We start from the raw sequence: 24,138 nt of genomic DNA, 5'->3' as shown, positions 1-24,138 counted from the left end.
GTACCGAACAGGCGCCGGATCGGTGGGGTCGGGAGACTGAGACGCACCAACCAGCGACGGAGGGTACATGGCGGGCAGCAGCACGAAAGAGGGAAGGCTGCGGCGCACACTCGGCTTCCGGGACCTGGTGGTCTACGGGCTGTTGTTCATCGCACCCATGGCCCCGGTCGGCGTGTTCGGCACCCTGGACGCGAGGTCCGACGGGGCCGTGGCGCTGGTGTACCTGGTGGCGACCGTGATGATGGCCTTCACGGCGTTCAGTTACGCGCAGATGGTGCATGTCGCCCCGCTCGCCGGATCGGTCTTCGCGTACGCCCGCAAAGGGCTCGGGGAGGGGCCCGGGTTCATCGCCGGCTGGATGGCGATGCTCGACTACCTGCTCATCCCGGCGGTCGCCTATCTCTTCTCCGGGATCGCGATGAACGCGCTGGTTCCCGAGGTGTCCCGGTGGGTGTGGACGGCGATCGCCGTGGTCGTGACGACCGCGCTCAACCTCTGGGGCGTGAGGGCGGCGGCCCGGGTGGGCTTCGCGGTGCTCGCCATGGAGATCGTGGTGCTGCTGGTGTTCGTGGTGTCGGCGGTGGTGGTGCTGGCCAGGGACGGGGCGCAGCGCGGCTGGCTGACACCGCTCACCGGCGACTCGGGGTTCTCGATGACCGCGGTCGTCGGAGCGGTGTCCGTCGCGGTGCTGTCGTATCTGGGCTTCGACGCGATCGCGTCCTTCGCCGAGGAGGTGACGGGCGGCTCGGCGAAGGTGGCGCGGGCCGTGCTGTTCTGCCTGGTGCTCGCCGGTGCGCTCTTCGTGGTCCAGTCGTATCTGGCGGCGCTGCTGGAGCCGGTGAGCTCGGCGGAGCTGGCCGCGGATCCGGCGAAGCAGGGGTCCGCGTTCTACGACGCGGTGGATGCCTCGGTCGGGGCCTGGCTGCACGACCTGGTGGCCGTCAGCAAGGCGATCGGTGCTGCCTTCGCGGCGCTGGCGGGGCAGGCGGCGGCCGGACGGCTGGTGTTCGCGATGGCCCGGGAGCGGCGGCTCCCCTCGTTCCTGTCCCAGGTCGACGGCAAATCCGGGGTGCCGCGCGTGGCGCTCGCGGGCGCCGCGGTGGTGACGCTGGTGGCGGCCGTGTGGGCGGCCCGGCGTGACGACGGGCTGGACCATCTGGTGTCCGTGGTGAACGTCGGCGCGCTCACGGCGTTCGTGCTGCTGCACGCGTCGGTGGTGGGCTGGTTCGCCGTACGCCGGATGGAGGGGCCGCCGAGCTGGTGGCGTCATGTGCTGATGCCGGTGGTGGGCGCGGCCATCCTGGTCGCGGTGATCCTGGAGGCGACGACGAGCGCGCAGCTGGTGGGGCTGTGCTGGCTGGGGATCGGGCTGGTGGTGCTCGCGGTGCAGTGGGGGCGGCGGGCCTGAGGGCTTGCAGGAAAGCAACACCTTGATTCCCTGCAAGCCCTTGGGGCGGCGGACCTCCCTCAGCGCGTTCGCGGTGAGGGAGGAGGAACGCGGCACGGCCTTCCGGGTCACGGGTCGAGGAATCGCAGCAACTCCTCAGTGACGAACTCGGGGTTCTCCTCGACGAGCCAGTGCCCCGCTTTCGGCACGTCCACCGCTCGCACGATGTTGGTCATACGCGGGGCCACGGTGGCCCGGACCGGGTCGAGCTGTCCCTGAGCGGTCATGAGCAGGGTCGGGACACGCACCGGTTTCGCCGCCTCGGTATCGCGCACGTCCTTGTCGAGGGCGCGGTAGAGCTCGAAGCCGCCCGACAGGACACGGGGCCGGTGGTAGGTGCGTGCGTACTCATCGATCTCGGCGTCGGTGAACGGCGATCGTTCGGAGGTTCCGCCGAATGCCGTTCCACCGAAGGAGACCTGAGGATAGAACAGTGTCAGGTACTCACGGACGTCGTCGCCGACGATCGCCTCGGGGACCCGACGTTGGGAATGGAAGGCGATGTGCCAGCTCAGTGAGCGGTAGGTGGGCGCATCCATCGCGGGCCCGGGCAGCGGCAGGTCGAGGTAGCCCAGGCGTGCGGTGTCGGCGGGGAATCGGGCTGCGTACTGGAACGCCACCGCGGCTCCGAGGTCGTGCCCGATGACGCGGGCGTCTCGCACCCCTGGTGCCGCGTCAGTCAGGGTTTGCCCGTCAAGGAGCGGCGTCAGGTGCGTGCTATCGGTGTGCCGGCCGGAAGCCCTCGTACTGGATGTACTCGGGCTTTCGGCCGGTGCGGCGAGAGTGCGTGCCGGGCGTCGCGACGGGGCGAACCCTGGCTGATGCGGCACTAGCTGCTCGGCGATGAGGGTGTGGACGTACCGGGCCAGGGTGGCTTTGTCGTAACCGGTCGGGGCGCCGGTGCTGTCTCCCAGTCCGGGGAGGTCCACGGCGTAGACGGTGTGGTGCTCGGCGAGCTCCGGCATGATCGGCCACCAGCCGTACCAGGTCTGCGGCCAGCCGTGCAGCAGCACCACCGGCGGGCCGCTGCCACCGGTCACGTAGTGCATCCGGACGTCGTCGACCGTGGCGAACTCGTGCTGGAACGTGCCCGTGAACTCCGGGTCGTCCCGGGTGGCGACGGTGTGGGCGGGGGCGTCGTCGGCTTGCGTGGTGCAGGCGACGGCGCCGATCGTCAGCAGGAAGGTGAGTGCGGCGGTCGCCATCGTTCTCGCGAGTCGGAGTGAGCGGCGCGAGGAGCGCCGGCGCGGGGGAAGCATGTGTTCCTGTCCTGGAAGAAGTGGTGGAGTTCAGCGTCCGGTGGAGCCGTCGATCAGTTCGCGGAGGATGTCCGCGTGGCCGGCGTGGCGGCCGGTCTCCTCGATCATGTGGGTGAGCGCCCAGCGGATGCTGGGAGCGGAGCTGCCCGGCCTGCGGCGGGGGACCGGTGCGCCGAGGTCGGTGCACTCGTCGAGGACTGCGTCCGCCTGCTCGGTCGCTGCGCGGTAGCGGGCGACTGTTTCGGCCACGCTGTCGGCCGGGGCTGCGTGGAAGGTCGACTGCCAGTCGGTGACCCGGTCTCCGAGGAACGTGGCCCGCTCGACGAAGGTGAGATGGTTGAGCAGGCCGAGCAGGTTGGTGCCTGAGGCCACTCCGGCTGTCCGGACCTGCGGCTCCGGGGCGTCCGCGACCTTCGCGGCAATCGAGTTCCGGAGGTGGTCGAGGAAGCCGCGCAGAACGTCGGTCTCGCTGCTTCCGGTCCGGGGTGGCGGGGTGTCGCGGCGGCGTGAGGTGGGGGGCAGGCCGGTCTCCTGCGCGGGTGTGTGCTCCTGCGTGGGGCGCGGTTCCGGCACCGGCTCAGGCGGTGCGGCGGACGAGCAGCACGTGGTCGGTGACCTCGGCGGTGCGCCCACCTGGTCCCGTCGCGATCCGGCGGGGCGCGTCGGCCCGCTCGACCGTCCATGTCGCCGGGTCCAGACCGATGTCCGCGGCGACGTCCCGCGGGGCCGGGTACCGGACACCGGGATCCTGGTTCCACGACCACGGGGCGGTCGATCCGTGGTCGACGACCAGCAGCCGCCCGCCCGGGTGCAGGGCGTGGCCTGCCGCGCGCAGGACGGCGGCCCTGTCCAGTTCGTGCGGAGTGTGCAGGTAGTGGGCGCAGATCAGGTCGAACCCGCCGTGCGGGAAGGACTCGTGCACGTCGTGCCGCTCGGCGGTGACCCGGTCGCCCAGGCCGTGTGAGCGTGCAAGGCCCTCGAGTCTCCCGACCGCCACGGCCGAGATGTCGACGGCGGTGACGCGCCACCCCTGCCGGCCGAGCCACAGCGCGTCGCCGCCGTCGCCGCAACCGAGGTCCAGCGCGTCGCCGGGCGGCAGACCGGCGATCGTCTCGGTGAGACGTACGTTCGGCCGGGGGTCCGTGGCTGTCGGCCGGGCGGCGTAGACGCCGTCCCAGAACGCAACCGCATCGGTGGTGCTCATCGAGCCTCCTTCTGTCAGGAAGCACTCAGTCTTGCCAGGCTCACCACTGCCTGGCACGGGATCTTGCCGTTATGGCAAGATGCTCCCGTGGACAAGGGAACGGAAGCAGTGCTGGACGCGGTGGGGCCGAGGCTGCGTGCACTGCGCCGCGACCGAGGCATCACCCTCGCCGGACTCGCGGCCACGACCGGGGTGTCGGAGAGCACCCTGTCCCGGCTGGAGAGTGGGCAACGCCGGGCGAGCCTGGAGTTGCTGCTGCCGCTGGCCCGTACCTACGACGTTCCGTTGGACGACCTCGTCGGCGCCCCGCGCACAGGGGACCCCCGCATCCACCTGAAGCCGATCCACAGGTTCGGGATGATCTTCGTCCCGCTGTCCCGGCGGCCGGGCGGTACCCAGTCGTTCAAGATGATCATTCCGGCTCGGCCGGAACCGCTCGAACCGACCCCGCGTACCCACGAAGGCTCCGAGTGGCTGTACGTGCTCAGCGGTCACCTCCGGCTGCTGCACGGCGAGCGGGACCTGACGCTGTCGCCCGGCGAGGCGGCCGAATTCGACACGTCCTTGCCGCACTGGCTGGGCAGCGCCGATGGGGGCGCGGTCGAGCTTCTCATCCTGTTCGACCTGCAGGGGTTGCGTGCGCACACGCGCCCAGACGCCCACCCGTCGTCCCGCGACGAGGCCGAGCGGTGAGCTGAGCGGGCTGAACGTCCGTACGCGTCCCCAGCGAGCCCTGCCGCGGGCGGTCCGCCCGCACGCGCCGTACGGGCCGGACGCCCGCCCCCGGGCGGGAGCGGCGAACCGAGGGCCGCGCGGAAGACCGGCGTTGTCGGTACCGGCCGTTACGCTCGCCCGTATGGCTCTCACTACGTCCCCGGAAGCCCCGCTGCCCGTCGGCGACGTGTCGCGGCTGATCGGCGGCTGGATCGACCGGCTCGGCGCGGTCTGGGTCGAGGGGCAGATCACCCAGCTGTCGCGCCGGCCCGGTGCCGGGGTGGTGTTCCTGACGCTGCGCGACCCGTCCCATGACATCTCGGTGAGCGTGACCTGCTTCCGGCAGGTCTTCGACCGGATCGCCGATGTGGTGACGGAGGGCGCCCGCGTCGTCGTCCTCGCCAAGCCGGAGTGGTACGCCCCGCGCGGGCAGCTGTCCCTGCGGGCCACGGAGATACGGCCGGTGGGCATCGGCGAGCTGTTGGTGCGGCTGGAGCAGCTGAAGAAGTCGCTGGCCGCCGAGGGGCTCTTCGCGCTGGACCGTAAGAAGCCGCTGCCTTTCCTGCCGCAGCTGATCGGCCTGGTCTCCGGGCGGGCGTCGGCGGCGGAGCGCGATGTCCTGGAGAACGCGCGGCGACGCTGGCCCGCGGTGCGCTTCGAGGTGCGCAACACCGCGGTGCAGGGTGTGCACGCCGTGAACCAGGTGGTGCGGGCCGTCCAGGAGCTGGACGGGCTGCCGGAGGTCGACGTGATCGTCGTCGCGCGGGGCGGCGGCAGCGTGGAGGACCTGCTGCCGTTCTCCGACGAGGCGCTGATCCGCGCGGTGGCCGCGTGCCGTACGCCGGTGGTCTCCGCCATCGGACACGAACCGGACTCCCCCCTGCTCGACCTGGTGGCCGATGTGCGGGCGTCGACGCCGACGGACGCGGCGAAGAAGGTCGTGCCGGACGTGGGTGAGGAGCTGGACCGGGTCCAGCAGCTCAGGGACCGGGCGCTGCGGACCGTGCGGGGGCTGATCGACCGGGAGGAGCGGGGGCTGGCGCACGCGCTGGGCAGGTCCTCCATGGAGCGGCCGCAGCGGATGGTGGACGAGCGGGAGGCGGAGATCGACGCGCTGACCGGGCGGAGCCGCAGGGTGTTCGGGCATCTGCTGGACCGTGCCGACTCGGAGCTCGCGCACACCCGGGCCCGGGTGGTCGCGCTGTCGCCCGCGGCGACGCTGGAGCGGGGATACGCGGTGCTGCAACGGCCCGACGGCCAGGTGGTGCGCTCCCCCGCGGAGGCCGGTGCGCCGGGCGAGGAGCTGCGGGCACGGGTGTCGGAGGGCGAGTTCACGGTGCGGGTGTCGGAGTGAGGGCCCCGATCTGTCGGACCCCGCGCATAGGGTGGTCGGCATGACGGACGACGGAACGACGACGGCTGCCGCGACGGGCACGCTCGGGTACGAGCAGGCGCGGGACGAGCTGATCGAGGTCGTACGCCGCCTGGAGGCGGGCGGCACGACGCTGGAGGAGTCGCTGGCCCTCTGGGAGCGCGGCGAGGAGCTGGCGAAGGTGTGCCGGCACTGGCTGGAGGGCGCGCGGGCCCGGCTGGACGCGGCGCTGGCGCGCCCCGAGGAGCCCGCGGAGACCGGCCGCACGGACTGAGGGGTACGGACGGGCCGTTTCCACATACGCGTGTGCGGTGGATCACCTCGAGCTCGATTTAGTTGAAACTTAATCTATCCGTCGGTTACGGTGATGTCATCACTTGCTCCGTACCGTCCGGAAGGTAACGCTCCAGATGTCCCTCGTTCTTGACCCCGCCGCCCAGGACCTCCTCTTCCGCGAGGCCCGCACTGCCAACACGTTCACCGACGAGCCGGTGACCGACGAGCAGGTCCAGGCGATCTACGACCTGGTCAAGTACGGCCCCACGGCCTTCAACCAGTCGCCGCTGCGCGTCGTCCTGGTGCGCACGCCGGAGGGCCGCGAGCGTCTCGTGAAGCACATGGCCGAGGGCAACCGGCCGAAGACCTCCACCGCGCCGCTGGTCGCGCTCCTGGTCGCGGACCACGAGTTCCACGACGAACTCCCGGCACTCCTGCCGCACTTCCCGCAGGCCAAGGACGCGTTCTTCTCCGAGCGCCCGGTCCGCGAGCAGTCCGCCGCGCTGAACGCCACCCTGCAGGCCGCCTACTTCATCATCGGCGTCCGCGCCGCCGGCCTGGCCGCCGGCCCGATGACCGGCTACGACGCCGCGGGCATCGAGAAGGAGTTCCTGGACGGCGACCACAAGCTGCTCATGGCCGTCAACATCGGCAAGCCGGGCGAGGACGCCTGGTTCCCGCGCCTGCCCCGCCTCTCCTACGACGAGGTCGTCACCACCGTCTGATTCCTTCCCGGAAACAGTGGAAGAGCCCCGCGACGCTCGGCGTCGCGGGGCTCTTCGCGGTCCTGACGGCGGCCGCCCGGATCAGGAAGCAGGGGTGGCCACGGAGGCGGGGGCAGCCGCGGAAGAGGGGGAAGCCGTGGCGGCGGGGGCCGTCTTCAGCGCGGCGGCCATCTCCGCCAGCCGCTCCGTCGGGGCCGAGCCGGTGACCACCGTCGTCACGCCCTCGTCATGCAGCACGAGGGCGTCGTACTTCGGGCCCTCCCAGCGCTGCCACGCCCGGCCCGCCACCTCATAGGTGCGCCCGGTGTCCTCGGCCTGCTGACTCACCTGAGGGACGTACTTCTTCGCGGGGGTCGTGGACTGCTCCACCGCGACGTACTTGCCGTCCGGGTCGAGGAAGCCCAGGTGCCAGCCGGCGCCGTCCTGCCCCGCGTACGAGACGGAGGTCGGCTTCCACTCCTTCGACAGCCCCGCCGGGGCCGCCACCGGGTAGGGCGCGGCGCGACGGGCCGTCGCGAGCTCGACCCGGTAGTCGACCGCCTTGATCGGGTCGGCCTTGTCGTCGTGCGGGATGAAGATGTAGACGACGCCCGCCACTGCGGTGATCACGAGCATCGACAGGATCATGTCCCGGACGGTCTGCTTGCCTCGCTTGCTTGCCACGGACTCAATGGTGGCATGGGCCCCCGCGCGACCGGCGAGCGGGCGACGGACCGACCGGCACGCCCGCTCATACGTGACCCGGTCTGCTCATTTTATCGACCTGGCGATAGAGTCGCAGCACCCTCTTTTCCGGTCGTCGTCGTACAGAAAGGTGCGCTCCGATGTCCGAGCATCATCTGCCGTCCCAGCTCGAGGTCTCCCCGGAGGCCCCCGACCGCAACCTCGCCCTGGAACTGGTGCGGGTCACCGAGGCCGCAGCCATGGCCGCCGGGCGCTGGGTCGGCCGCGGCGACAAGATCGGCGCCGACGGCGCCGCCGTGAAAGCCATGCGCACGCTCGTCTCCACGGTGTCGATGAACGGCATCGTCGTCATCGGTGAGGGCGAGAAGGACGAAGCCCCCATGCTGTTCAACGGTGAGCGCGTCGGCGACGGCACCGGGGCCGAGGTCGACATCGCCGTCGACCCGATCGACGGCACCACGCTCAACGCCAAGGGCATGCCCAACGCGATCGCCGTACTGGCCGCCGCCGACCGCGGCGCGATGTTCGACCCGTCCGCCGTCTTCTACATGGACAAGCTGGTCACCGGCCCCGAGGCCGCCGACTTCGTCGACATCAACGCGCCCGTGTCCGTGAACATCCGGCGCGTCGCGAAGGCCAAGAGCTCGGCGCCCGAGGACGTCACCGTCGTCATCCTGGACCGGCCGCGGCACGAGAGCGTCGTCAGGGAGATCCGGGAGACCGGCGCCCGGATCAAGTTCATCTCCGACGGCGACGTCGCCGGGTCGATCATGGCGGCCCGTGAGGGCACCGGCGTCGACCTGCTCATGGGCATCGGCGGCACCCCGGAGGGCATCATCTCCGCCTGCGCCATAAAGTGCCTCGGCGGTGTCATCCAGGGCAAGCTCTGGCCCAAGGACGAGGCGGAGCGGCAGCGCGCGCTGGACGCGGGTCACGACCTGGACCGGGTCCTGTCGACGGACGACCTCGTCAGCGGGGACAACGTGTTCTTCGTCGCCACCGGGATCACCGACGGCGAACTGCTGCGCGGTGTGCGGTACCGCGGAGAGACGGCGAGCACGGAGTCCCTGGTGATGCGGTCCAAGTCGGGCACCATCCGGAGGATCGACTCGACGCACCGGCTCTCGAAGCTGCGCGCCTACAGCGCGATCGACTTCGACCGCGCCAAGTAGGCCCGGCGCAGGGCATCAGGCCTGTGGGGCCGCCCGGTGCGGGCGGCCCCTACATCCGTGTGCGCGCGGGGCTCAGCCCGCCGCGGCTATGCGCCCCGCCGAGGACGCCGCCTTGAGCTCCATGTCGCGCCTGCGGCGCCGGGCGAGCACCACACGGCGTTCGGCGGCGGTGAGGCCGCCCCACACCCCGTAGGGCTCGGGCTGTACGAGCGCGTGCTCCTGGCACTCCACCATCACCGGGCACCTGGCGCAGACCTGCTTCGCGGCCTCTTCACGGGACAGTCGGGCAGCAGTCGGCTCCTTCGACGGGGCGAAGAACAGCCCGGCTTCGTCCCGGCGGCACACCGCCTCCGAGTGCCAGGGCCCCGCCTGATCCTCCCGCGCAGGTGCGCGCTGGGACGGTACGGCGGCGACCTGCAGGGGCTGATGCGGCATGTGCAGCACGGTCCACTCCTGACGACGGCTTCGGGCTTCGTGAGCGAGAGGCGATGCAGCTCTCCCTACCCGCTGTACGCACGCCTATGCACTGAGTGGCACCGCCTTCCGGCACCCGACCGTCGCACCGTGCCACCGAATGGCCTGAATGACGCGGTGAATCCGCCACCCGGCCTCAGTGGCCGAGGTGTTTGCGCAACTGACGGTGCAGATTGGCGATGAGCTTGCCACGCTTGGGCTTCGCCTCGACGCTTCCGAACACGGAATAGCCGTTCACGACGACCACCGGTGCTTCCGGGTCGGCTGATTCCAGCGTGACGACCTCGAAATTGCCGAAAACACCCGTCCCGCTGCCCCGCAGTGAAATGTTCTCGGGAACCTTGATCTCGACACTGCCGAAGATGGACGTCGCATTGATGACCGTCAGACGCTGACCGAACAGCGCCTCGGTCAGGTCGATCTCGACACTGCCGAACAGCGCGAAGGCGTTCGTCCGGCCGCCGACGCGCCAACGGCCCCTGCGGGTCGAGCCGCTGAAGACCGCGACCAGGTTCTCGGCCGGCCCGACCGGCCCTTCGGGGCCGTACCCGTGGGGCGAGGCGGCCTGCGGGGCGCCGCCCGTGACCGGGAGGTCCCGGACCAGCGGTTCGAGTTCGCCGACGGTCTTGGCCCGGTAGACCAGGTCGACGCGCTCGGCGTGCTCCTCGGCGGTCAGCCGGCCTTCGGCCACGGCTTCGCGCAGAATGTCCGCGATCCGGTCGCGGTCCGCATCGGAGGCTCGGATTCCGGCAGGCGCGGGACCGGCCGGAGCGACGGGCTGCTGAGGCTGCTTCTCGAGGTCCACCGGGCCAGCGTACCGAAACGCGATAGATCGCGAACAGTGCCTCACCGGCCCGACCGCGAATCCCGGCCCCCGCCGCAACCCGTACGGGTGAGCCTTACCTCACAGACCCGGCCGCCCTGCGGGGTCCTACCCTGGTGGGTGCGCTGTCCAAGGGTGGCCAGCCGCCGTCACCGAGTGAGGAATGGCCGTAATGCCAGAATTTGCGTACTCCGATCTGCTCCCGCTGGGAGAGGACACCACGCCGTACCGGCTGGTGACCGCCGAGGGTGTCTCGACCTTCGAGGCCGACGGCCGTACGTTCCTCAAGGTGGCTCCGGAGGCGCTGCGCACCCTCGCGGCCGAGGCCATGCACGACATCTCGCACTACCTGCGGCCCGCCCACCTCGCGCAGCTGCGGCGCATCGTGGACGACCCCGACGCCTCGTCCAACGACAAGTTCGTCGCACTGGACCTCCTGAAGAACGCGAACATCGCCGCCGCGGGTGTCCTGCCGATGTGCCAGGACACCGGTACGGCGATCGTCATGGGCAAGCGCGGCCAGAACGTACTCACCGAGGGCGGTGACGAGGAGGCCCTGTCGCACGGCATCTTCGACGCGTACACCGAGCTCAACCTGCGTTACTCGCAGATGGCCCCGCTGACCATGTGGGACGAGAAGAACACGGGCTCCAACCTTCCGGCCCAGATCGAGCTGTACGCGACCGACGGCGGCGCGTACAAGTTCCTCTTCATGGCGAAGGGCGGCGGCTCGGCCAACAAGTCCTTCCTCTTCCAGGAGACCAAGGCGGTCCTCAACGAGGGCTCCATGATGAAGTTCCTGGAGGAGAAGATCCGTTCGCTGGGTACGGCGGCCTGCCCGCCCTACCACCTGGCGATCGTCGTCGGCGGTACGTCGGCCGAATTCGCGCTGAAGACCGCGAAGTACGCCTCCGCGCACTACCTGGACGAGCTGCCCGCCGAGGGGTCCCCGACCGGCCACGGCTTCCGGGACAAGGACCTGGAGGAGAAGGTCTTCGAGCTCACGCAGAAGATCGGCATCGGCGCCCAGTTCGGCGGCAAGTACTTCTGCCACGACGTCCGGGTCGTCCGCCTCCCCCGGCACGGCGCCTCGCTGCCCGTCGCGATCGCCGTGTCCTGCTCGGCCGACCGCCAGGCGACCGCGAAGATCACTGCCGAGGGCGTCTTCCTCGAGCAGCTGGAGAAGGACCCGGCGCGTTTCCTGCCGGACACCACGGACGAGCACCTGGACGAGTCCGACGTGGTGAAGATCGACCTGAACCAGCCGATGGACGACATCCTCGCCGAGCTGACCAAGTACCCGGTCAAGACCCGGCTCTCGCTGACCGGCCCGCTGGTCGTGGCGCGCGACATCGCGCACGCCAAGATCAAGGAGCGGCTCGACGCGGGCGAGGAGATGCCGCAGTACCTCAAGGACCACCCGGTGTACTACGCCGGCCCTGCGAAGACCCCCGAGGGTTACGCCTCCGGCTCCTTCGGCCCGACGACGGCCGGCCGCATGGACAGCTACGTCGCGCAGTTCCAGGCGGCGGGCGGCTCCAAGGTGATGCTCGCCAAGGGCAACCGGTCCAAGCAGGTCACGGACGCGTGCGACGCGCACGGCGGCTTCTACCTCGGCTCGATCGGCGGCCCCGCCGCGCGCCTCGCCCAGGACTGCATCAAGAAGGTCGAGGTCGTCGAGTACGAGGAGCTCGGCATGGAGGCGGTGTGGCGCATCGAGGTCGAGGACTTCCCCGCGTTCGTCGTGGTCGACGACAAGGGCAACGACTTCTTCACCGAGCCCGCCCCGGCACCGACCTTCACCAGCATCCCGGTGCGCGGCCCCGGCCTCGGCTGACCGCACACCCGCCGAAGGGGCGCACCGGACGCCGGTGCGCCCCTTCGGCGTGTCCGGCGGGCAGGATGAGTGGGGAATACGGCGGGCGCGGACCGTGCTCGCTCCAGCAGGAGGTAAGAACACCATGGGCGAACCGGCCGAGGACACGAAGTACCGCGTCGAGCACGACTCGATGGGCGAGGTGAAGGTGCCCGCGCACGCCAAGTGGCGTGCCCAGACGCAGCGGGCGGTGGAGAACTTCCCCATCTCGGGGCAACGGCTGGAGCGGGCCCACATCGAGGCGCTGGGCCGGATCAAGGCCGCGGCGGCCAAGGTCAACGCCGGGCTCGAGGTGCTGGATCCGGACATCGCGGACGCGATCCAGGAAGCCGCCGCCGAGGTGGTGGCGGGGCGCTGGGACGAGCACTTCCCCGTCGACGTCTTCCAGACGGGCTCCGGCACCTCGTCCAACATGAACACCAACGAGGTCGTGGCCACGCTCGCCACCGAGCGGCTCGGGCGCGAGGTCCACCCCAACGACCACGTCAACGCCTCGCAGTCGTCGAACGACGTCTTCCCGTCGTCCATCCACATCGCCGCGACCGCGGCCGTGACCGCCGACCTGATCCCGGCCCTCGAGCACCTGGCCGCGTCCCTGGAGCGGAAATCGGCCGAATTCGCGGAGGTCGTGAAGTCGGGCCGTACGCATCTGATGGACGCCACCCCCGTCACCCTGGGCCAGGAGTTCGGCGGCTACGCGGCGCAGATCCGCCACGGTGTCGAGCGGCTGCACGCCTCGCTCCCCCGCCTCGCCGAACTCCCCCTGGGCGGCACGGCGGTGGGCACCGGGATCAACACGCCGCCCGGCTTCTCCGCCGCGGTCATCGCGGAGGTCGCCCGTACCACCGGCCTCCCGCTCACCGAGGCCCGGAACCACTTCGAGGCACAGGGCGCCCGGGACGGGCTCGTCGAGGCCTCGGGCCAGCTCCGTACCATCGCCGTGTCGCTCACCAAGATCTCCAACGACCTGCGCTGGATGGCCTCCGGCCCCCGCACCGGACTCGCCGAGATCAGCCTGCCCGACCTGCAGCCCGGGTCGTCGATCATGCCGGGGAAGGTCAATCCGGTCGTCCCGGAGGCCGTGCTGATGGTCGCGGCCCAGGTGACGGGCAACGACGCCACGGTCGCCGCCGCCGGAGCGGCAGGCAACTTCGAGCTCAACGTGATGCTTCCGGTGATCGCCAAGAACCTGCTGGAGTCGGTACGGCTGCTCACCAACGCCTCGCGGCTGCTCGCCGACCGCACGGTCGACGGCATCACGGCCCATGTGGAGCGGGCACGCCGGTACGCCGAGTCCTCGCCGTCGGTCGTGACCCCGCTGAACAAGTACATCGGCTACGAGGAGGCGGCGAAGGTCGCCAAGAAGTCGCTGGCCGACGGCACGACGATCCGGGAGACCGTGCTGGCAGGAGGGTACGTCGAGCGAGGTGACCTGACCCTGGAGCAGCTCGACGAGGCCCTGGACGTGTTGCGGATGACCCGGTCGTAACGCACCACGCGCCGGTGGACACGTCCCTAAGATCACTTCATGACAGCGACGGACGCGGGTACGGGAGCAGGCACCGGGGCGGGTGCGGGGGACGGTGTGCGCTGGTCGCCGGGGGACCGGATCCTCTGGCGCTACCGGGCCAACGGGCGGCCCGGTGACGACGGTGGTCAGGCGGTGCACATCTGCCGTCCGGTCACCGTCGTCCAGGACACCGACGACCTGCTGGCGGTGTGGATGGCGTCCGGCACCGAGTGTGTGAGACCCGTCCTCGCCGACGGCACCCAGGTCCACGCGGAGCCGCTCGCCACCCGCTACACGCGCCCGCGCACGACGGTGCGCTCCCGGTGGTTCGGCTCGGGTGTGCTGAAGCTCGCCCGGCCCGGCGACCCCTGGTCGGTCTGGCTGTTCTGGGACCGCGGCTGGCTCTTCCGCAACTGGTACGTCAACCTCGAGGAGCCCCGCTCACGCTGGGCGGGCGGAGTCGATTCGCAGGACCATTTCCTCGACATCTCGGTGCGCCCCGACCACAGCTGGGAATGGCTCGACGAGGACGAGTTCGCGCAGGCGCAGCGGGTCGGGCTGATGGACGAGGCCACCGCCCGGCGGGTGCGCGAGGCGGGGCTGGCGGCCGTCGAGGTGATCCGGCGCTGGGGCACGCCGTTCAGCGACGGCTGGGAGCACTGGCGGCCCGACCCCCGGTGGCCGGTCCCTCCACTGCCTGATGACTGGGACCGCACCCCTGCCCGCACGACGTCGTGAGACCCTTGACGCACCCCAGGAGGGCAGCCGCAGGATCGCCCTCCGCGAACCGTTCCGCCGGGCGGCCACCACAACCGGCTTGAGCGGCCCAGGGGCTGACCACCAGTCACCGAACGCAACGCATGAGTCACCCGGCCCACACAGCCGGGGCCCGTGCGGTCGCATTTCCCACTACGAGGGGTGGAGACATGCTCGCCGGCCACTGCCCAGCCGCCCGGAGGCCCCCTACCGGCCGTACGGTTTCGGCCCCTTCTCCGAGGGCATCCGGTGACAGCCGTTGTTATCGGAGCACTTGCCGGGGCACAGTGGCGCGACCCCCCGAGGTGAGTGCGATCGCCTCGTACAACCGGCCCGGACGGACGGAATCCCACGCGTGACGGAGCATCCCACCTCCCACGAAGGCCGGCAGCCCCTCGCCGCACGGCCGCAGGAACGCGCCCGGCCCCGGCAGCAGGAGGCCCCGCCGGGCGCCGCTGCCACCGCCGCGATGCCCGGTTCCCTTCCGGTGCCCGGTGCCGCCATGGACGCCGCCGCACCCGTCGTCGACACGCAGACGGTCACACGCCGCGAAGGGGACCGCCTCCGTTTCGTCGGCGCGGCGACCCGCCGGATCGCGCGCGGCATAGACCTGGACGAGATCGTGCTGGGCCTGTGCCGGGCGAGCGTGCCCACGTTCTCCGACGCCATACTCGTCTACCTCCGCGACCCGCTCCCGGTGGGTGACGAGCGGCCCGTCAACCCCTTCGTGCTACGGCTGCGACGCACCGACAGGCTGCGGCTCGCCGACGAGGAGACCGACGGCGGGCCGGAGGGCGAGCGGCTGCGGCTGTCCGTCACCGACCCGCAGTCCGGGCTGCTGCCGGCAGCCGACCTGTGCGAGATCCGGGCGGGCGGGGCGCTCGCCGAGGTGCTGCGCGGGGTGCGGCCCGTCTTCGGGGACTCCGCCGCGGCGCGCGTGGCCCTGCCCGAACTGCTGGGCGCCGGCCGTGCCGTGCCGACCGGGCACCGCGCGATCCTGGCTCCGCTGCGCGGCCGTCGGCGGGTGATCGGCGCCGCCGTCTTCCTGCGCGGCACCGAGCGCCCGGCGTTCGAGGCCAACGACCTCCTGGTCGCGGCCCAGCTGGCCACGCACACCGCGCTCGGCATCGACAAGGCCGTGCTGTACGGCCGCGAGGCGTACATCGCCGACGAGCTCCAGCGCACCATGCTGCCCGACTCGCTGCCCCAGCCCACGGGCGTACGGCTGGCCTCCCGCTACCTCCCGGCTGCCGAGACGGCCCGGGTCGGCGGGGACTGGTACGACGCGATCCCGCTGCCCGGCAGCAGGGTCGCCCTCGTCGTCGGCGACGTGATGGGGCACTCCATGACGTCCGCCGCGATCATGGGCCAGCTCCGCACCACCGCACAGACCCTGGCCGGTCTCGACCTGCCTCCGCAGGAGGTCCTGCACCACCTGGACGAGCAGGCCCAGCGGCTCGGCAGCGACCGCATGGCGACCTGCCTGTACGCGGTGTACGACCCGGTCGCCCACCGCATCACCATCGCCAACGCCGGGCACCCGCCGCCCGTGCTGCTCCATCTGGGCGGCAGGGCGGAGGTGTTGCGGGTGCCGCCGGGCGCGCCGATCGGGGTCGGTGGCGTCGACTTCGAGGCCGTCGAGCTGGACGCACCGGCCGGGGCCACGCTGCTGCTCTACACGGACGGCCTGGTGGAGTCCCGGATACGGGACGTCTGGACGGGCATCGAGATCCTGCGGGAGCGGCTCGCCGCCACCGCCCAGCTGACCGGGCCGGACCATTCACCGCCGCTGGAAGCGCTCTGCGACGACGTACTGGACATGCTCGGCCCCGGTGACCGGGACGACGACATCGCCCTGCTGGCCGCCCGGTTCGACGGGATCGCGCCGAGCGACGTGGCGTACTGGTTCCTGGAACCGGAGGACGCGGCGCCCGGCCGGGCCCGCAGGCTGGCCCGCAGGGCGCTGAGCCGGTGGGGTCTGGACGACCTCTCGGACGAGGTGGAGCTGCTGGTCAGCGAGGTGGTGACCAATGCCGTGCGCTACGCGGAGCGGCCGGTGACCCTGCGGCTGCTGCGTACGGACATCCTGCGTTGCGAGGTCGGCGACGACTCCCCGCAGCTGCCCCGGCAGCGGCGTGCCCGGGAGACCGACGAGGGCGGTCGCGGGCTGTTCCTGGTCAACCGGCTGGCCAGGCGGTGGGGAGCGACGCGGCTGTCGACCGGCAAGGTGGTGTGGTTCGAGATGGCCACGCCGTAGGCCGGAGCGCCGGACATGTGTGAGGGGCGGGTGCCGGCCGGCACCCGCCCCTCATCCGTCGCTACTGCCCCAGCAGGTCCTCGCTGCCCGGTCGCTCACCCGGCGGCTGGTCCCCGTCCTCGGGGTCCTCCGTCTCGCTGGGTGTCTCGCTCGGTGTCCACGAGGGTGACTCGCTCGGCGTCTCCGCGGGCGTGGACGCCTCGCCGCTGGGGGTCTCGCTCGGCGATGCGGAGGGCTTCTCGGGCTCCTCGGACGGAGTCTCCGACGGCTTCTCGGTCTCGGAGGGAGTGGCCGAGGGGGTCCGGGTCACCGGCGTCTCACCGCGTTCGACTCCCTGCAGGTCGAAGGTGGCGTCCGAGCCGCCGCCGAGGGCATTGAGGGTGTAGTCCGCCCAGATCCTGGCGGGGAACCCGCCGCCGTTGGCCCGGCCGGAGTTGGCCGTACCGGTGAGGCTGACCTGGCCGCCGCCGTCCTTGGTGGACTCGCCGAAGAGGGCGACGGCTGTGGTGAGTTCCGGGGTGTAGGCCGTGAACCAGGCCGCCTTGTTGTCCTCGGAGGTACCCGTCTTGCCGGCGGCGTCGTAGGCGGAGGTGTCGGCCTCCCGGCCGGAGCCGATGTCGACGACCTCGGTCAGCGCCTTCGTCACGGTGTCCGCGGACGCCCGGCTGATCGCCTGGCCGCCCACGCCGTCGACGGGTTCCATGGTGCGGTCGCGGTGCTCGGCGGACTTCACGATGGTCGGGGTGACCTTCTTGCCGTGGTTGGCGAGCGTGGCGTACACCCCGGCCATGTCCCACGTCGAGGCGTTCATGGTCCCGAGCGTGATCGCCGGGCGCTCGGGGAAGTTCTTGTCCGGTACGCCCATGTCGAGCGCGGTCTTCTTCACGGCGCTCGGGGTGACGTCGACGACCATCTGCGCGAAGACGGAGTTGATCGACTTGTCCATCGCCGTCTGCACGGTCGGACTGTCGTAGCTGATGTCGTCCTCGTTCTGCGGGGCGAACGGGGTGTCGCTCCCGACCACGGGGCGCTTGCTGGTTCCGTCGTAGACCGTGTCCAGGCCGATCAGGTCGCCGTCCTGGGTGGTCGACTCGTTCTCCAGCGCGGAGGCGAGCACCAGCGGCTTGAAGGTGGACGCCGGCTGGTAGTCCTGGCGGGTGGCGTTGGAGATGTAGTGCTCGGTGGCGCCCACACCGCCGTACAGCGCGAGCACCTTGCCGGTCTTCGGATCGACCGAGGTGGCACCCGCCTGGACGGTCGCGTCGACCTTGTTGCCGTCCCGGTCGAGCTGGTTCTCCAGCTGGCGGTCGACCGACTTCTCGAGCTGCTTCTGCTTCTTCTTGTCGATGTTGAGGGTGATCGTCCAGCCGCCGGCGTCCAGCATCTCGTCGGTGATGCCCTGCCGCTTCATCTCGTCGTTCGCGGACTCGACGAGGTAGCCGGTCTGGCCCTCCATGCCGGGGGCGGCCTTGGGCGAGCCGGGGACGGGGAAGGTCATCTTGTCCCGCTCGGCCCGGTCGAGCCAGCCCTCGTCGACCATGTTGTCCAGCGTGTAGGCCCAGCGTTCCTTGACGAGCTTCTTGCCGGTGGGCGTGGCGTTCGCCCAGTCGTACTGGCTGGGAGCCTGGAGCAGGGCCGCGAGGTAGGCGCCCTGGGAGGTGTCGAGATCCTTGGCGTCGACGCCGTAGTAGGCCTGTGCGGCCGCCTGGATGCCGCTCGCACCGCGCCCGTAGTACACGGTGTTGAGGTACCCGGCGAGGATGTCGTCCTTCTTGGTGCTCCGGTCGACCTTGAGTGAGATCACCAGCTCCTTGAGCTTGCGGGTGACCGTCTGGTCCTGCGTGAGGTAGTAGTTCTTCACGTACTGCTGGGTGATCGTGGAACCACCCTGCTTGCCCTTGCCGGTGAGCGTGTTGATCAGACCGCGGGTGGTGCCCTTGAGGTCGACGCCCTGGTCCCGGTAGAAGGACTTGTTCTCGGCGGCGACGAAGGCGTGCTGGACCTTCTCGGGTATGACGTCCAGGTCGATTATCTCGCGGTTGACCTCGGAGTTGCTCCGGGCCAGGAGGGTGCCGTCGCTGTACTTGTAGACGTTGCTCTGCTTCTGCGCCTGGGCGTTGGCCTCGGGCACGTCGACGTACACGTACAGCGCCACGAAAGCGCCCATCACGAGCAGGCAGAACCCGAAGAGGGTGCCCAGGATCTTCCGCCAGGTGAAGAGCCGGCGTACGCCGCCGCTCCTGGCGGTCCGGCGCGCTCCCCGTCCCTGGGCTCGCCGCGCATCCGCTCGACCCATCGCTGTGGTGCTCCGTTCTTCTGCTCGTACCGCTCCGGTCAGACCTGCCAGCTAACACCGAAGGCTCGGACAAATGGCGAGCGATCCGGCCTTTTCCGGACGTGAGAATCAGCACCCGCCCCTATGGAACCGACTCCCGAGGGGTGCACAAGGTTGCGAGAGCGGTTAATGTGTAATCACATTGCTAGCACGGCGTCATGCCGTACGAAACGGGGGACCCATGTCCGCAGCACACGACCGCCCCGGCACCACCGGCCCCGGCGCCGACCTGACGCCGGACACGCCCGAGATGCCCGCGCCGCAGGTCAGAGAGACCACCGCCCATTCCATCCCCGGCGGCCTGGGTCTGCTGCTGACGGTGCTCGGGGTGTTCCTCGGGGTGGCCCTGGCCATCGTCGGCGGCGTCCTCGGCTCCGACGGCCACAACGGCGTCGGCATCCCGCTCATCGTCCTGGGACTGCTCCTGACCATCGCCTCGTTCTTCTGCATGAGCGGTGTGAAAATGGTCGCCCCGGGCGAGGCGCGGGTCATCCAGCTCTTCGGCCGCTACGTCGGCACGATCCGCGCGGACGGGCTGCGATGGATCAACCCGCTGACGTCCAGCCGCAAGATCTCCACCCGGGTCCGTAACCACGAGACGGCCGTCCTGAAGGTCAACGACGCCTACGGCAACCCGATCGAGCTCGCGGCGATCGTCGTCTGGAAGGTCGAGGACACCGCGCAGGCGCTCTTCGAGGTCGACGACTTCCTGGAGTTCGTCGCCACGCAGACCGAGTCGGCCGTCCGGCACATCGCGATCGAGTACCCCTACGACGCCCACGAGGAAGGCGGCCTCTCGCTCCGGGGCAATGCCGAGGAGATCACCGAGAAGCTCGCGGTGGAGCTCACGGCACGGGTGCAGGCGGCGGGCGTACGGATCATCGAGTCCCGCTTCAGCCACCTCGCGTACGCCCCCGAGATCGCCTCGGCGATGCTGCAGCGGCAGCAGGCGGGAGCGGTCGTGGCGGCCCGCCAGCAGATCGTCGAGGGCGCGGTGGGCATGGTCGAGATGGCCCTGACCCGGATCGCGGAGCAGGACATCGTCGAGCTCGACTCGGAGCGCAAGGCGGCGATGGTGAGCAACCTGATGGTGGTGCTGTGCGGTGACCGTGCGGCGCAGCCGGTCCTGAACACGGGCACGCTCTACCAGTGACGGACGATGCCACGCCTCCCGCGGGCCGGCCGGCGGCCCGGCGGGGGCCCGCGCGCAAGCAGATGCTGCTGCGACTGGACCCCGCGGTGCACGACGCGCTGGCCCGGTGGGCCTCCGACGAGCTGCGCAGCGCGAACGCGCAGATCGAGTTCCTGCTGCGGCGGGCGCTGGCGGAGGCGGGCCGCCTCCCGGGGAGCGCGGCCCCGATCCCCCGCCGGGGCCGGCCCCCGAAGGCCCCGCCGTCGGAGCAGCCGCCCGAAGCGGAGGGGTGACCGCGTCCGGTTCGCCCTCGATCGCCGGACGGGCTCGATCCGCACCCCCGGGTACGGTCCCGCCCCTCCGAGCCCCGCCGACGGGTCGGCCGTACGTGTCCCGAGCCCGTATACATGCGAGGTATACACACCGTGTAGAGTGCGTCGCATGTCAATCGGTCACACCCTCCTCGGGCTCCTGGAGTCCGGCCCCCGCCACGGCTACGACCTCAAGCGCGCCTTCGACGAGAAGTTCGGCCACGATCGCCCCCTGCACTACGGCCAGGTCTACGCGACCATGTCCCGCCTGCTCAAGAACGGGCTCGTCGAGGTCGACGGCGTGGAGACGGACGGCGGGCCCGAGCGCAAGCGGTACGCCATCACCGACGCCGGCATCACCGACGTCGCCGCCTGGCTCGCGCAGCCCGAGAAGCCCGAGCCGTACCTCCAGTCGACCCTGTACACGAAGGTCGTCCTGGCCCTGCTCACCGGCCGCGACGCCGCCGACCTCCTGGACGCCCAGCGCTCGGAGCACCTGCGTCTCATGCGCATCCTCACCGACCGCAAGCGCAGGGGCGATCTCGCCGACCAGCTGATCTGCGACCACGCGCTCTTCCACCTCGAAGCCGACCTGCGGTGGCTGGAACTGACCTCCGCCCGGCTCGGCAAGCTCGCCGAGGTGATCGCCCCGTGACCCCCGCCGGCTCCCTGCTCGCCGCCCACGACCTGCGCAAGACCTACGGCTCGACCCCCGCGCTCGACGGCGCCTCCTTCTCCGTCCACCCCGGCGAGGTCGTCGCGGTCATGGGCCCGTCCGGCTCCGGCAAGTCGACGCTGCTGCACTGCCTCGCCGGGATCGTCACCCCCGACGCGGGCACCATCACCTACGACGGCCGCGAGCTGTCCGCCATGTCCGACGCCGAGCGCAGCGCCCTGCGCCGCACCGACTTCGGTTTCGTCTTCCAGTTCGGCCAGCTCGTCCCCGAGCTGACCTGCGTCGAGAACGTCGCCCTGCCCCTCCGGCTCAACGGTGTCAAGCGCAGGGAAGCGGAACGCACCGCCCGGGAGTGGATGGAGCGACTGGAGGTCGAGGACCTCGCCGCCCAGCGCCCCGGCCAGGTCTCCGGCGGCCAGGGCCAGCGCGTCGCCGTGGCCCGAGCCCTGGTCGCCTCCCCCAAGGTGGTCTTCGCCGACGAGCCGACGGGGGCGCTCGACTCCCTCAACGGCGAGCGGGTCATGGAACTGCTCACCGAGTCCGCCCGGACGGCGAACACAGCCGTCGTGCTCGTGACACACGAGGCACGCGTCGCCGCCTACTCGGACCGCGACATCGTCGTACGCGACGGCCGGTGCCGCGATCTTGAGTTCGCCGTATGACCTGGCTGCGTGACCTCGGCCTCGGCATACGCCTCGCCGCCGCGGGCGGCCGTGAGGGCTGGGCGCGGACCGCGCTCACCGCCGTCGGGGTGGGCCTCGGTGTGGCGATGCTACTGGTCGCCTCGTCCGTGCCGCACCTGCTGGACCAGCGCTCGCAACGCGGTCAGGCCCGCGAGGAGTCCTTGGTGTCGCGCGACGGGGACGCCGTACCGAAGTCGGACACCACGGTCGTGCGGATCAACGCGGCGACCGAGTACCGCGGCCGCGCCGTCGAAGGCTTCCTGATGCGCCCGGAGGGCGCCCACCCAACCCTCCCGCCCGGAGTCGCCCGCTTTCCCGGCCCGCAGGAGATGGTGGTCTCCCCCGCCCTCCGGGAGCTGCTGACCTCACCCGAAGGCGACCTGCTCAAGGAACGGCTGCCGTACCGGATCAGCGGAACGATCGCCGACGCGGGTCTGCTCTCCCCGGGCGAACTGTACTTCTACGTGGGCAGCGACTCCCTGACACCCGCCGACGGCGGTCACCGACTGTCCGGTTACGGCAGCGGCCCCGCGGAGGATCCGCTCCCGCCCGTCCTGGTCGTCCTCGTCATCATGATCTGCGTCGTGCTTTTGGCGCCCGTCGCGATCTTCATCGCCACGGCCGTACGCTTCGGCGGCGACCGCCGCGACCGCCGGCTCGCCGCCCTTCGCCTGGTCGGCACGGACATCCGGACGACCCGCAGGATCGCGGCCGGCGAAGCACTGTTCGGGTCGCTGCTGGGGCTGCTGGCCGGGCTGGCGTTCTTCCTCGTGGGCCGCGAGTTCGTCGGCTCCGTCGAGGTGTGGAACCACAGCGCCTTCCCGTCCGATCTGACACCCGCCGCCTGGCTGGCGGCACTGGTCGCCGTCGCGGTGCCCCTGTCCGCCGTGTTCGTCACCCTGGTCGCCATGCGCTCGGTGGCCGTCGAACCACTGGGCGTCGTACGCCACAGTGGCGGCCGCGGGCGCCGCCTCTGGTGGCGCGTGCTGATGCCCGTCGCGGGGATCGCGGTGCTCGCCCTGACCGGCCGGGTGGACGAGTTCACCCCCGTCGACCCGTACCCGATCGCGGGCGGCGCGGTACTGGTCCTGTTCGGGCTCGCGCTGCTGCTCCCCTGGCTGGTGGATGCCTGTGTGCACCGGCTGCGCGGCGGCCCGCTGCCCTGGCAGCTCGCCATCCGCCGGCTGCAGCTGAACAGCGGGGCCGCGTCCCGCGCGGTCAGCGGCATCACCGTGGCCGTCGCCGGAGCGGTGGCCCTGCAGATGCTGTTCGCCGCCATGGGCGACGAGTTCGAGCGGATCACGGGCCAGGACCCGTCGCGCGCCCAGTTCCACACGTACTCGGAGAAGGTCAGCGGGGACGCCGCCACCCGGACCATCGAGGCGTTCCGTTCCACCGAGGGCGTGGAACGCGTCATCGGCACGGTCGAGTCGTACGTGACCAGGCCGGGGACGTACGGCAAGGACGAGATCGCGCCGACCACCTCCCTCAGCATCGGCGACTGCGCCACCCTGAAGGAGCTCGCCGAGATCGGTTCCTGCGAGGAGGGCGACGCCTTCGTCGTCCACCCCAGGGGCGACGAGGAACTGAGCGACTGGGTCGACGAGACCGCCCGCAAGGGCGAGGAGATCGAGCTCAACTCCGCGATCGACTGGAAGCCGGGAGCGAAGTCGGTCCGCTGGACCCTCCCCGCGGACAGCAGGACCGTCACCTCCGCCCCCGACCCGCTCGGCGAGGAGAACTACGGCATCATGGCGACGGTCGGGGCCGTCGACCCGCGCATGGTCCCGACCGCCCAGACCGTCGTGCTGGTCAAGGTCGACGAGGGCGTCGAGGACGTCGCCGAGTACGTACGGAACACCGCCGCCAGGATCGACCCGGGGATGCGGATCGTCACCCTGAGATCGACGGAACGCGAACGCCAGTACGCCGGCGTGCAGACCGGCCTGCGGCTGGGCGCGGTGGCCACGCTGCTGCTGATCGCCGCGTCGATGCTGGTCTCCCAGCTGGAACAGCTCCGGGAGCGCAGGCGACTGCTGTCGGTCCTGGTCGCCTTCGGCACCAGGCGTGTCACCCTCGGCTGGTCGGTGCTCTGGCAGACCGCCGTCCCGGTGGTCATCGGCCTGCTGGTCGCGACCGCGGGCGGCCTGGGGCTCGGCACCATGCTGACGTGGATGCTGGCCAAGACGGTGACGCGGTGGTGGCTGTTCCTGCCATTGGCGGGCGCGGGCGGGGCCCTCGTCGTGGTGGTGACCCTGCTCTCGCTGCCCCTGCTGTGGCGCATGATGCGCCCGGACGGGCTGCGCACGGAGTGATGCCGCGAGGGGTGGGGGGGGGCCCGGGCCCCCGCCCCCCCCCCCGGGGCCCCCCCCCCGGGGGGGCGCCCCCCCCCCCCCCCCCCCCCCCCCCCCCCCCCCCCACGCGCCGCCCCCCGCCCGCCCCCGCCCCCCCC

The 24,138-nt window shown here is 71.2% G+C and carries 22 protein-coding genes; 15 read left to right on the top strand and 7 right to left on the bottom strand.

All coding sequences use genetic code 11. The features are described 5' to 3' along the window. Positions 1-67 precede the first annotated feature (67 nt). Entirely contained in the window at positions 68-1,408 is a 1,341-nt protein-coding gene (locus ACFYSH_RS03780; protein ID WP_359470674.1) for an APC family permease, read from the top strand. Between the two features lie 107 nt (positions 1,409-1,515). Here the strand turns inward: ACFYSH_RS03780 and ACFYSH_RS03775 are convergent, their stop codons facing one another. From ACFYSH_RS03775 to ACFYSH_RS03765, 3 genes are all read right to left on the bottom strand, one after another. Then, positions 1,516-2,652 (bottom strand): alpha/beta fold hydrolase, encoded by a 1,137-nt coding sequence (locus ACFYSH_RS03775; protein WP_388750769.1) that lies wholly within the window; start codon positions 2,650-2,652, stop codon positions 1,516-1,518. Positions 2,653-2,736: 84 nt separating this feature from the next. Continuing rightward, positions 2,737-3,228: a DinB family protein gene (locus ACFYSH_RS03770; RefSeq protein ID WP_359470771.1), complete on the bottom strand. Its 492-nt coding sequence runs from the start codon at positions 3,226-3,228 to the stop codon at positions 2,737-2,739. 55 nt (positions 3,229-3,283) lie between these two features. After that, positions 3,284-3,910, bottom strand: coding sequence for a class I SAM-dependent methyltransferase (locus ACFYSH_RS03765; protein WP_359470680.1), 627 nt, complete (start codon positions 3,908-3,910; stop codon positions 3,284-3,286). An 87-nt stretch (positions 3,911-3,997) separates the two neighbouring features. Between ACFYSH_RS03765 and ACFYSH_RS03760 the strand changes: the two genes are divergently transcribed. The 4 genes from ACFYSH_RS03760 (at position 3,998) to ACFYSH_RS03745 (ending at position 6,997) form a co-directional block, all read left to right on the top strand. Then, entirely contained in the window at positions 3,998-4,603 is a 606-nt protein-coding gene (locus tag ACFYSH_RS03760; protein ID WP_359470683.1) for an XRE family transcriptional regulator, read from the top strand. 163 nt (positions 4,604-4,766) lie between these two features. Further along, positions 4,767-5,978, top strand: a complete 1,212-nt coding sequence (xseA, locus tag ACFYSH_RS03755) for an exodeoxyribonuclease VII large subunit (RefSeq protein WP_359470685.1) — start codon at positions 4,767-4,769, stop codon at positions 5,976-5,978. Positions 5,979-6,018: 40 nt separating this feature from the next. Beyond that, positions 6,019-6,270 carry an exodeoxyribonuclease VII small subunit gene (locus ACFYSH_RS03750; protein ID WP_359470688.1) on the top strand — a complete coding sequence of 84 codons (252 nt, stop codon included), beginning with the start codon at positions 6,019-6,021 and terminating at the stop codon, positions 6,268-6,270. Positions 6,271-6,406: 136 nt separating this feature from the next. After that, positions 6,407-6,997 (top strand): malonic semialdehyde reductase, encoded by a 591-nt coding sequence (locus ACFYSH_RS03745; protein ID WP_359470691.1) that lies wholly within the window; start codon positions 6,407-6,409, stop codon positions 6,995-6,997. 81 nt (positions 6,998-7,078) lie between these two features. Here ACFYSH_RS03745 and ACFYSH_RS03740 read toward each other — a convergent pair whose 3' ends face one another. Next, the gene (locus ACFYSH_RS03740) at positions 7,079-7,660 is read right to left on the bottom strand and encodes a DUF4245 domain-containing protein (RefSeq protein ID WP_359470694.1); all 582 of its coding nucleotides are present in this window, start codon (positions 7,658-7,660) and stop codon (positions 7,079-7,081) included. Positions 7,661-7,821: 161 nt separating this feature from the next. On the opposite strand from ACFYSH_RS03740, the gene glpX reads away from it, so the two are divergent. After that, entirely contained in the window at positions 7,822-8,853 is a 1,032-nt protein-coding gene (gene glpX / locus ACFYSH_RS03735; RefSeq protein ID WP_359470697.1) for a class II fructose-bisphosphatase, read from the top strand. A 72-nt stretch (positions 8,854-8,925) separates the two neighbouring features. On the opposite strand, the gene ACFYSH_RS03730 is transcribed toward glpX, so the two are convergent. Then, on the bottom strand, positions 8,926-9,297 hold the full coding sequence (locus tag ACFYSH_RS03730) for a WhiB family transcriptional regulator (RefSeq protein WP_359470700.1): 372 nt from the start codon (positions 9,295-9,297) through the stop codon (positions 8,926-8,928). Between the two features lie 166 nt (positions 9,298-9,463). After that, the gene (locus ACFYSH_RS03725; RefSeq protein WP_359470702.1) at positions 9,464-10,132 is read right to left on the bottom strand and encodes a DUF1707 domain-containing protein; all 669 of its coding nucleotides are present in this window, start codon (positions 10,130-10,132) and stop codon (positions 9,464-9,466) included. A 190-nt stretch (positions 10,133-10,322) separates the two neighbouring features. Here ACFYSH_RS03725 and ACFYSH_RS03720 point away from each other — a divergent pair, with 190 nt between their 5' ends. The 4 genes from ACFYSH_RS03720 to ACFYSH_RS03705 all read left to right on the top strand — a co-directional run bounded on the left by ACFYSH_RS03720 (position 10,323) and on the right by ACFYSH_RS03705 (position 16,549). After that, positions 10,323-11,987 carry a fumarate hydratase gene (locus ACFYSH_RS03720; RefSeq protein ID WP_359470705.1) on the top strand — a complete coding sequence of 555 codons (1,665 nt, stop codon included), beginning with the start codon at positions 10,323-10,325 and terminating at the stop codon, positions 11,985-11,987. Between the two features lie 124 nt (positions 11,988-12,111). Then, positions 12,112-13,515, top strand: a complete 1,404-nt coding sequence (locus ACFYSH_RS03715; protein ID WP_359470707.1) for a class II fumarate hydratase — start codon at positions 12,112-12,114, stop codon at positions 13,513-13,515. A 39-nt stretch (positions 13,516-13,554) separates the two neighbouring features. Further along, positions 13,555-14,274: a DUF402 domain-containing protein gene (locus ACFYSH_RS03710; RefSeq protein WP_359470709.1), complete on the top strand. Its 720-nt coding sequence runs from the start codon at positions 13,555-13,557 to the stop codon at positions 14,272-14,274. 373 nt (positions 14,275-14,647) lie between these two features. Then, positions 14,648-16,549: a SpoIIE family protein phosphatase gene (locus ACFYSH_RS03705; protein ID WP_388750765.1), complete on the top strand. Its 1,902-nt coding sequence runs from the start codon at positions 14,648-14,650 to the stop codon at positions 16,547-16,549. Between the two features lie 61 nt (positions 16,550-16,610). On the opposite strand, the gene ACFYSH_RS03700 is transcribed toward ACFYSH_RS03705, so the two are convergent. Then, positions 16,611-18,845, bottom strand: a complete 2,235-nt coding sequence (locus ACFYSH_RS03700) for a transglycosylase domain-containing protein (protein ID WP_359470713.1) — start codon at positions 18,843-18,845, stop codon at positions 16,611-16,613. A gap of 220 nt (positions 18,846-19,065) precedes the next feature. Here ACFYSH_RS03700 and ACFYSH_RS03695 point away from each other — a divergent pair, with 220 nt between their 5' ends. The 5 genes from ACFYSH_RS03695 (at position 19,066) to ACFYSH_RS03675 (ending at position 24,001) form a co-directional block, all read left to right on the top strand. Continuing rightward, on the top strand, positions 19,066-20,037 hold the full coding sequence (locus ACFYSH_RS03695; protein WP_388750763.1) for an SPFH domain-containing protein: 972 nt from the start codon (positions 19,066-19,068) through the stop codon (positions 20,035-20,037). Continuing rightward, positions 20,034-20,309 (top strand): hypothetical protein, encoded by a 276-nt coding sequence (locus ACFYSH_RS03690; protein ID WP_359470719.1) that lies wholly within the window; start codon positions 20,034-20,036, stop codon positions 20,307-20,309. The genes ACFYSH_RS03695 and ACFYSH_RS03690 overlap by 4 nt, the downstream gene beginning before the upstream one ends. Positions 20,310-20,457: 148 nt before the next feature. Beyond that, the gene (locus ACFYSH_RS03685; RefSeq protein ID WP_388750761.1) at positions 20,458-20,982 is read left to right on the top strand and encodes a PadR family transcriptional regulator; all 525 of its coding nucleotides are present in this window, start codon (positions 20,458-20,460) and stop codon (positions 20,980-20,982) included. Then, positions 20,979-21,665, top strand: coding sequence for an ABC transporter ATP-binding protein (locus ACFYSH_RS03680; protein WP_388750760.1), 687 nt, complete (start codon positions 20,979-20,981; stop codon positions 21,663-21,665). Before ACFYSH_RS03685 ends, ACFYSH_RS03680 begins: the two co-directional genes overlap by 4 nt. Next, positions 21,662-24,001 carry an ABC transporter permease gene (locus ACFYSH_RS03675; protein WP_388750758.1) on the top strand — a complete coding sequence of 780 codons (2,340 nt, stop codon included), beginning with the start codon at positions 21,662-21,664 and terminating at the stop codon, positions 23,999-24,001. Before ACFYSH_RS03680 ends, ACFYSH_RS03675 begins: the two co-directional genes overlap by 4 nt. Positions 24,002-24,138 lie beyond the last annotated feature (137 nt).

Source organism: Streptomyces sp. NPDC005791 (genome assembly GCF_042871485.1).
In the GTDB taxonomy this organism is placed as follows: domain Bacteria; phylum Actinomycetota; class Actinomycetes; order Streptomycetales; family Streptomycetaceae; genus Streptomyces.
This window is presented reverse-complemented; position numbering and strand designations above follow the sequence as displayed.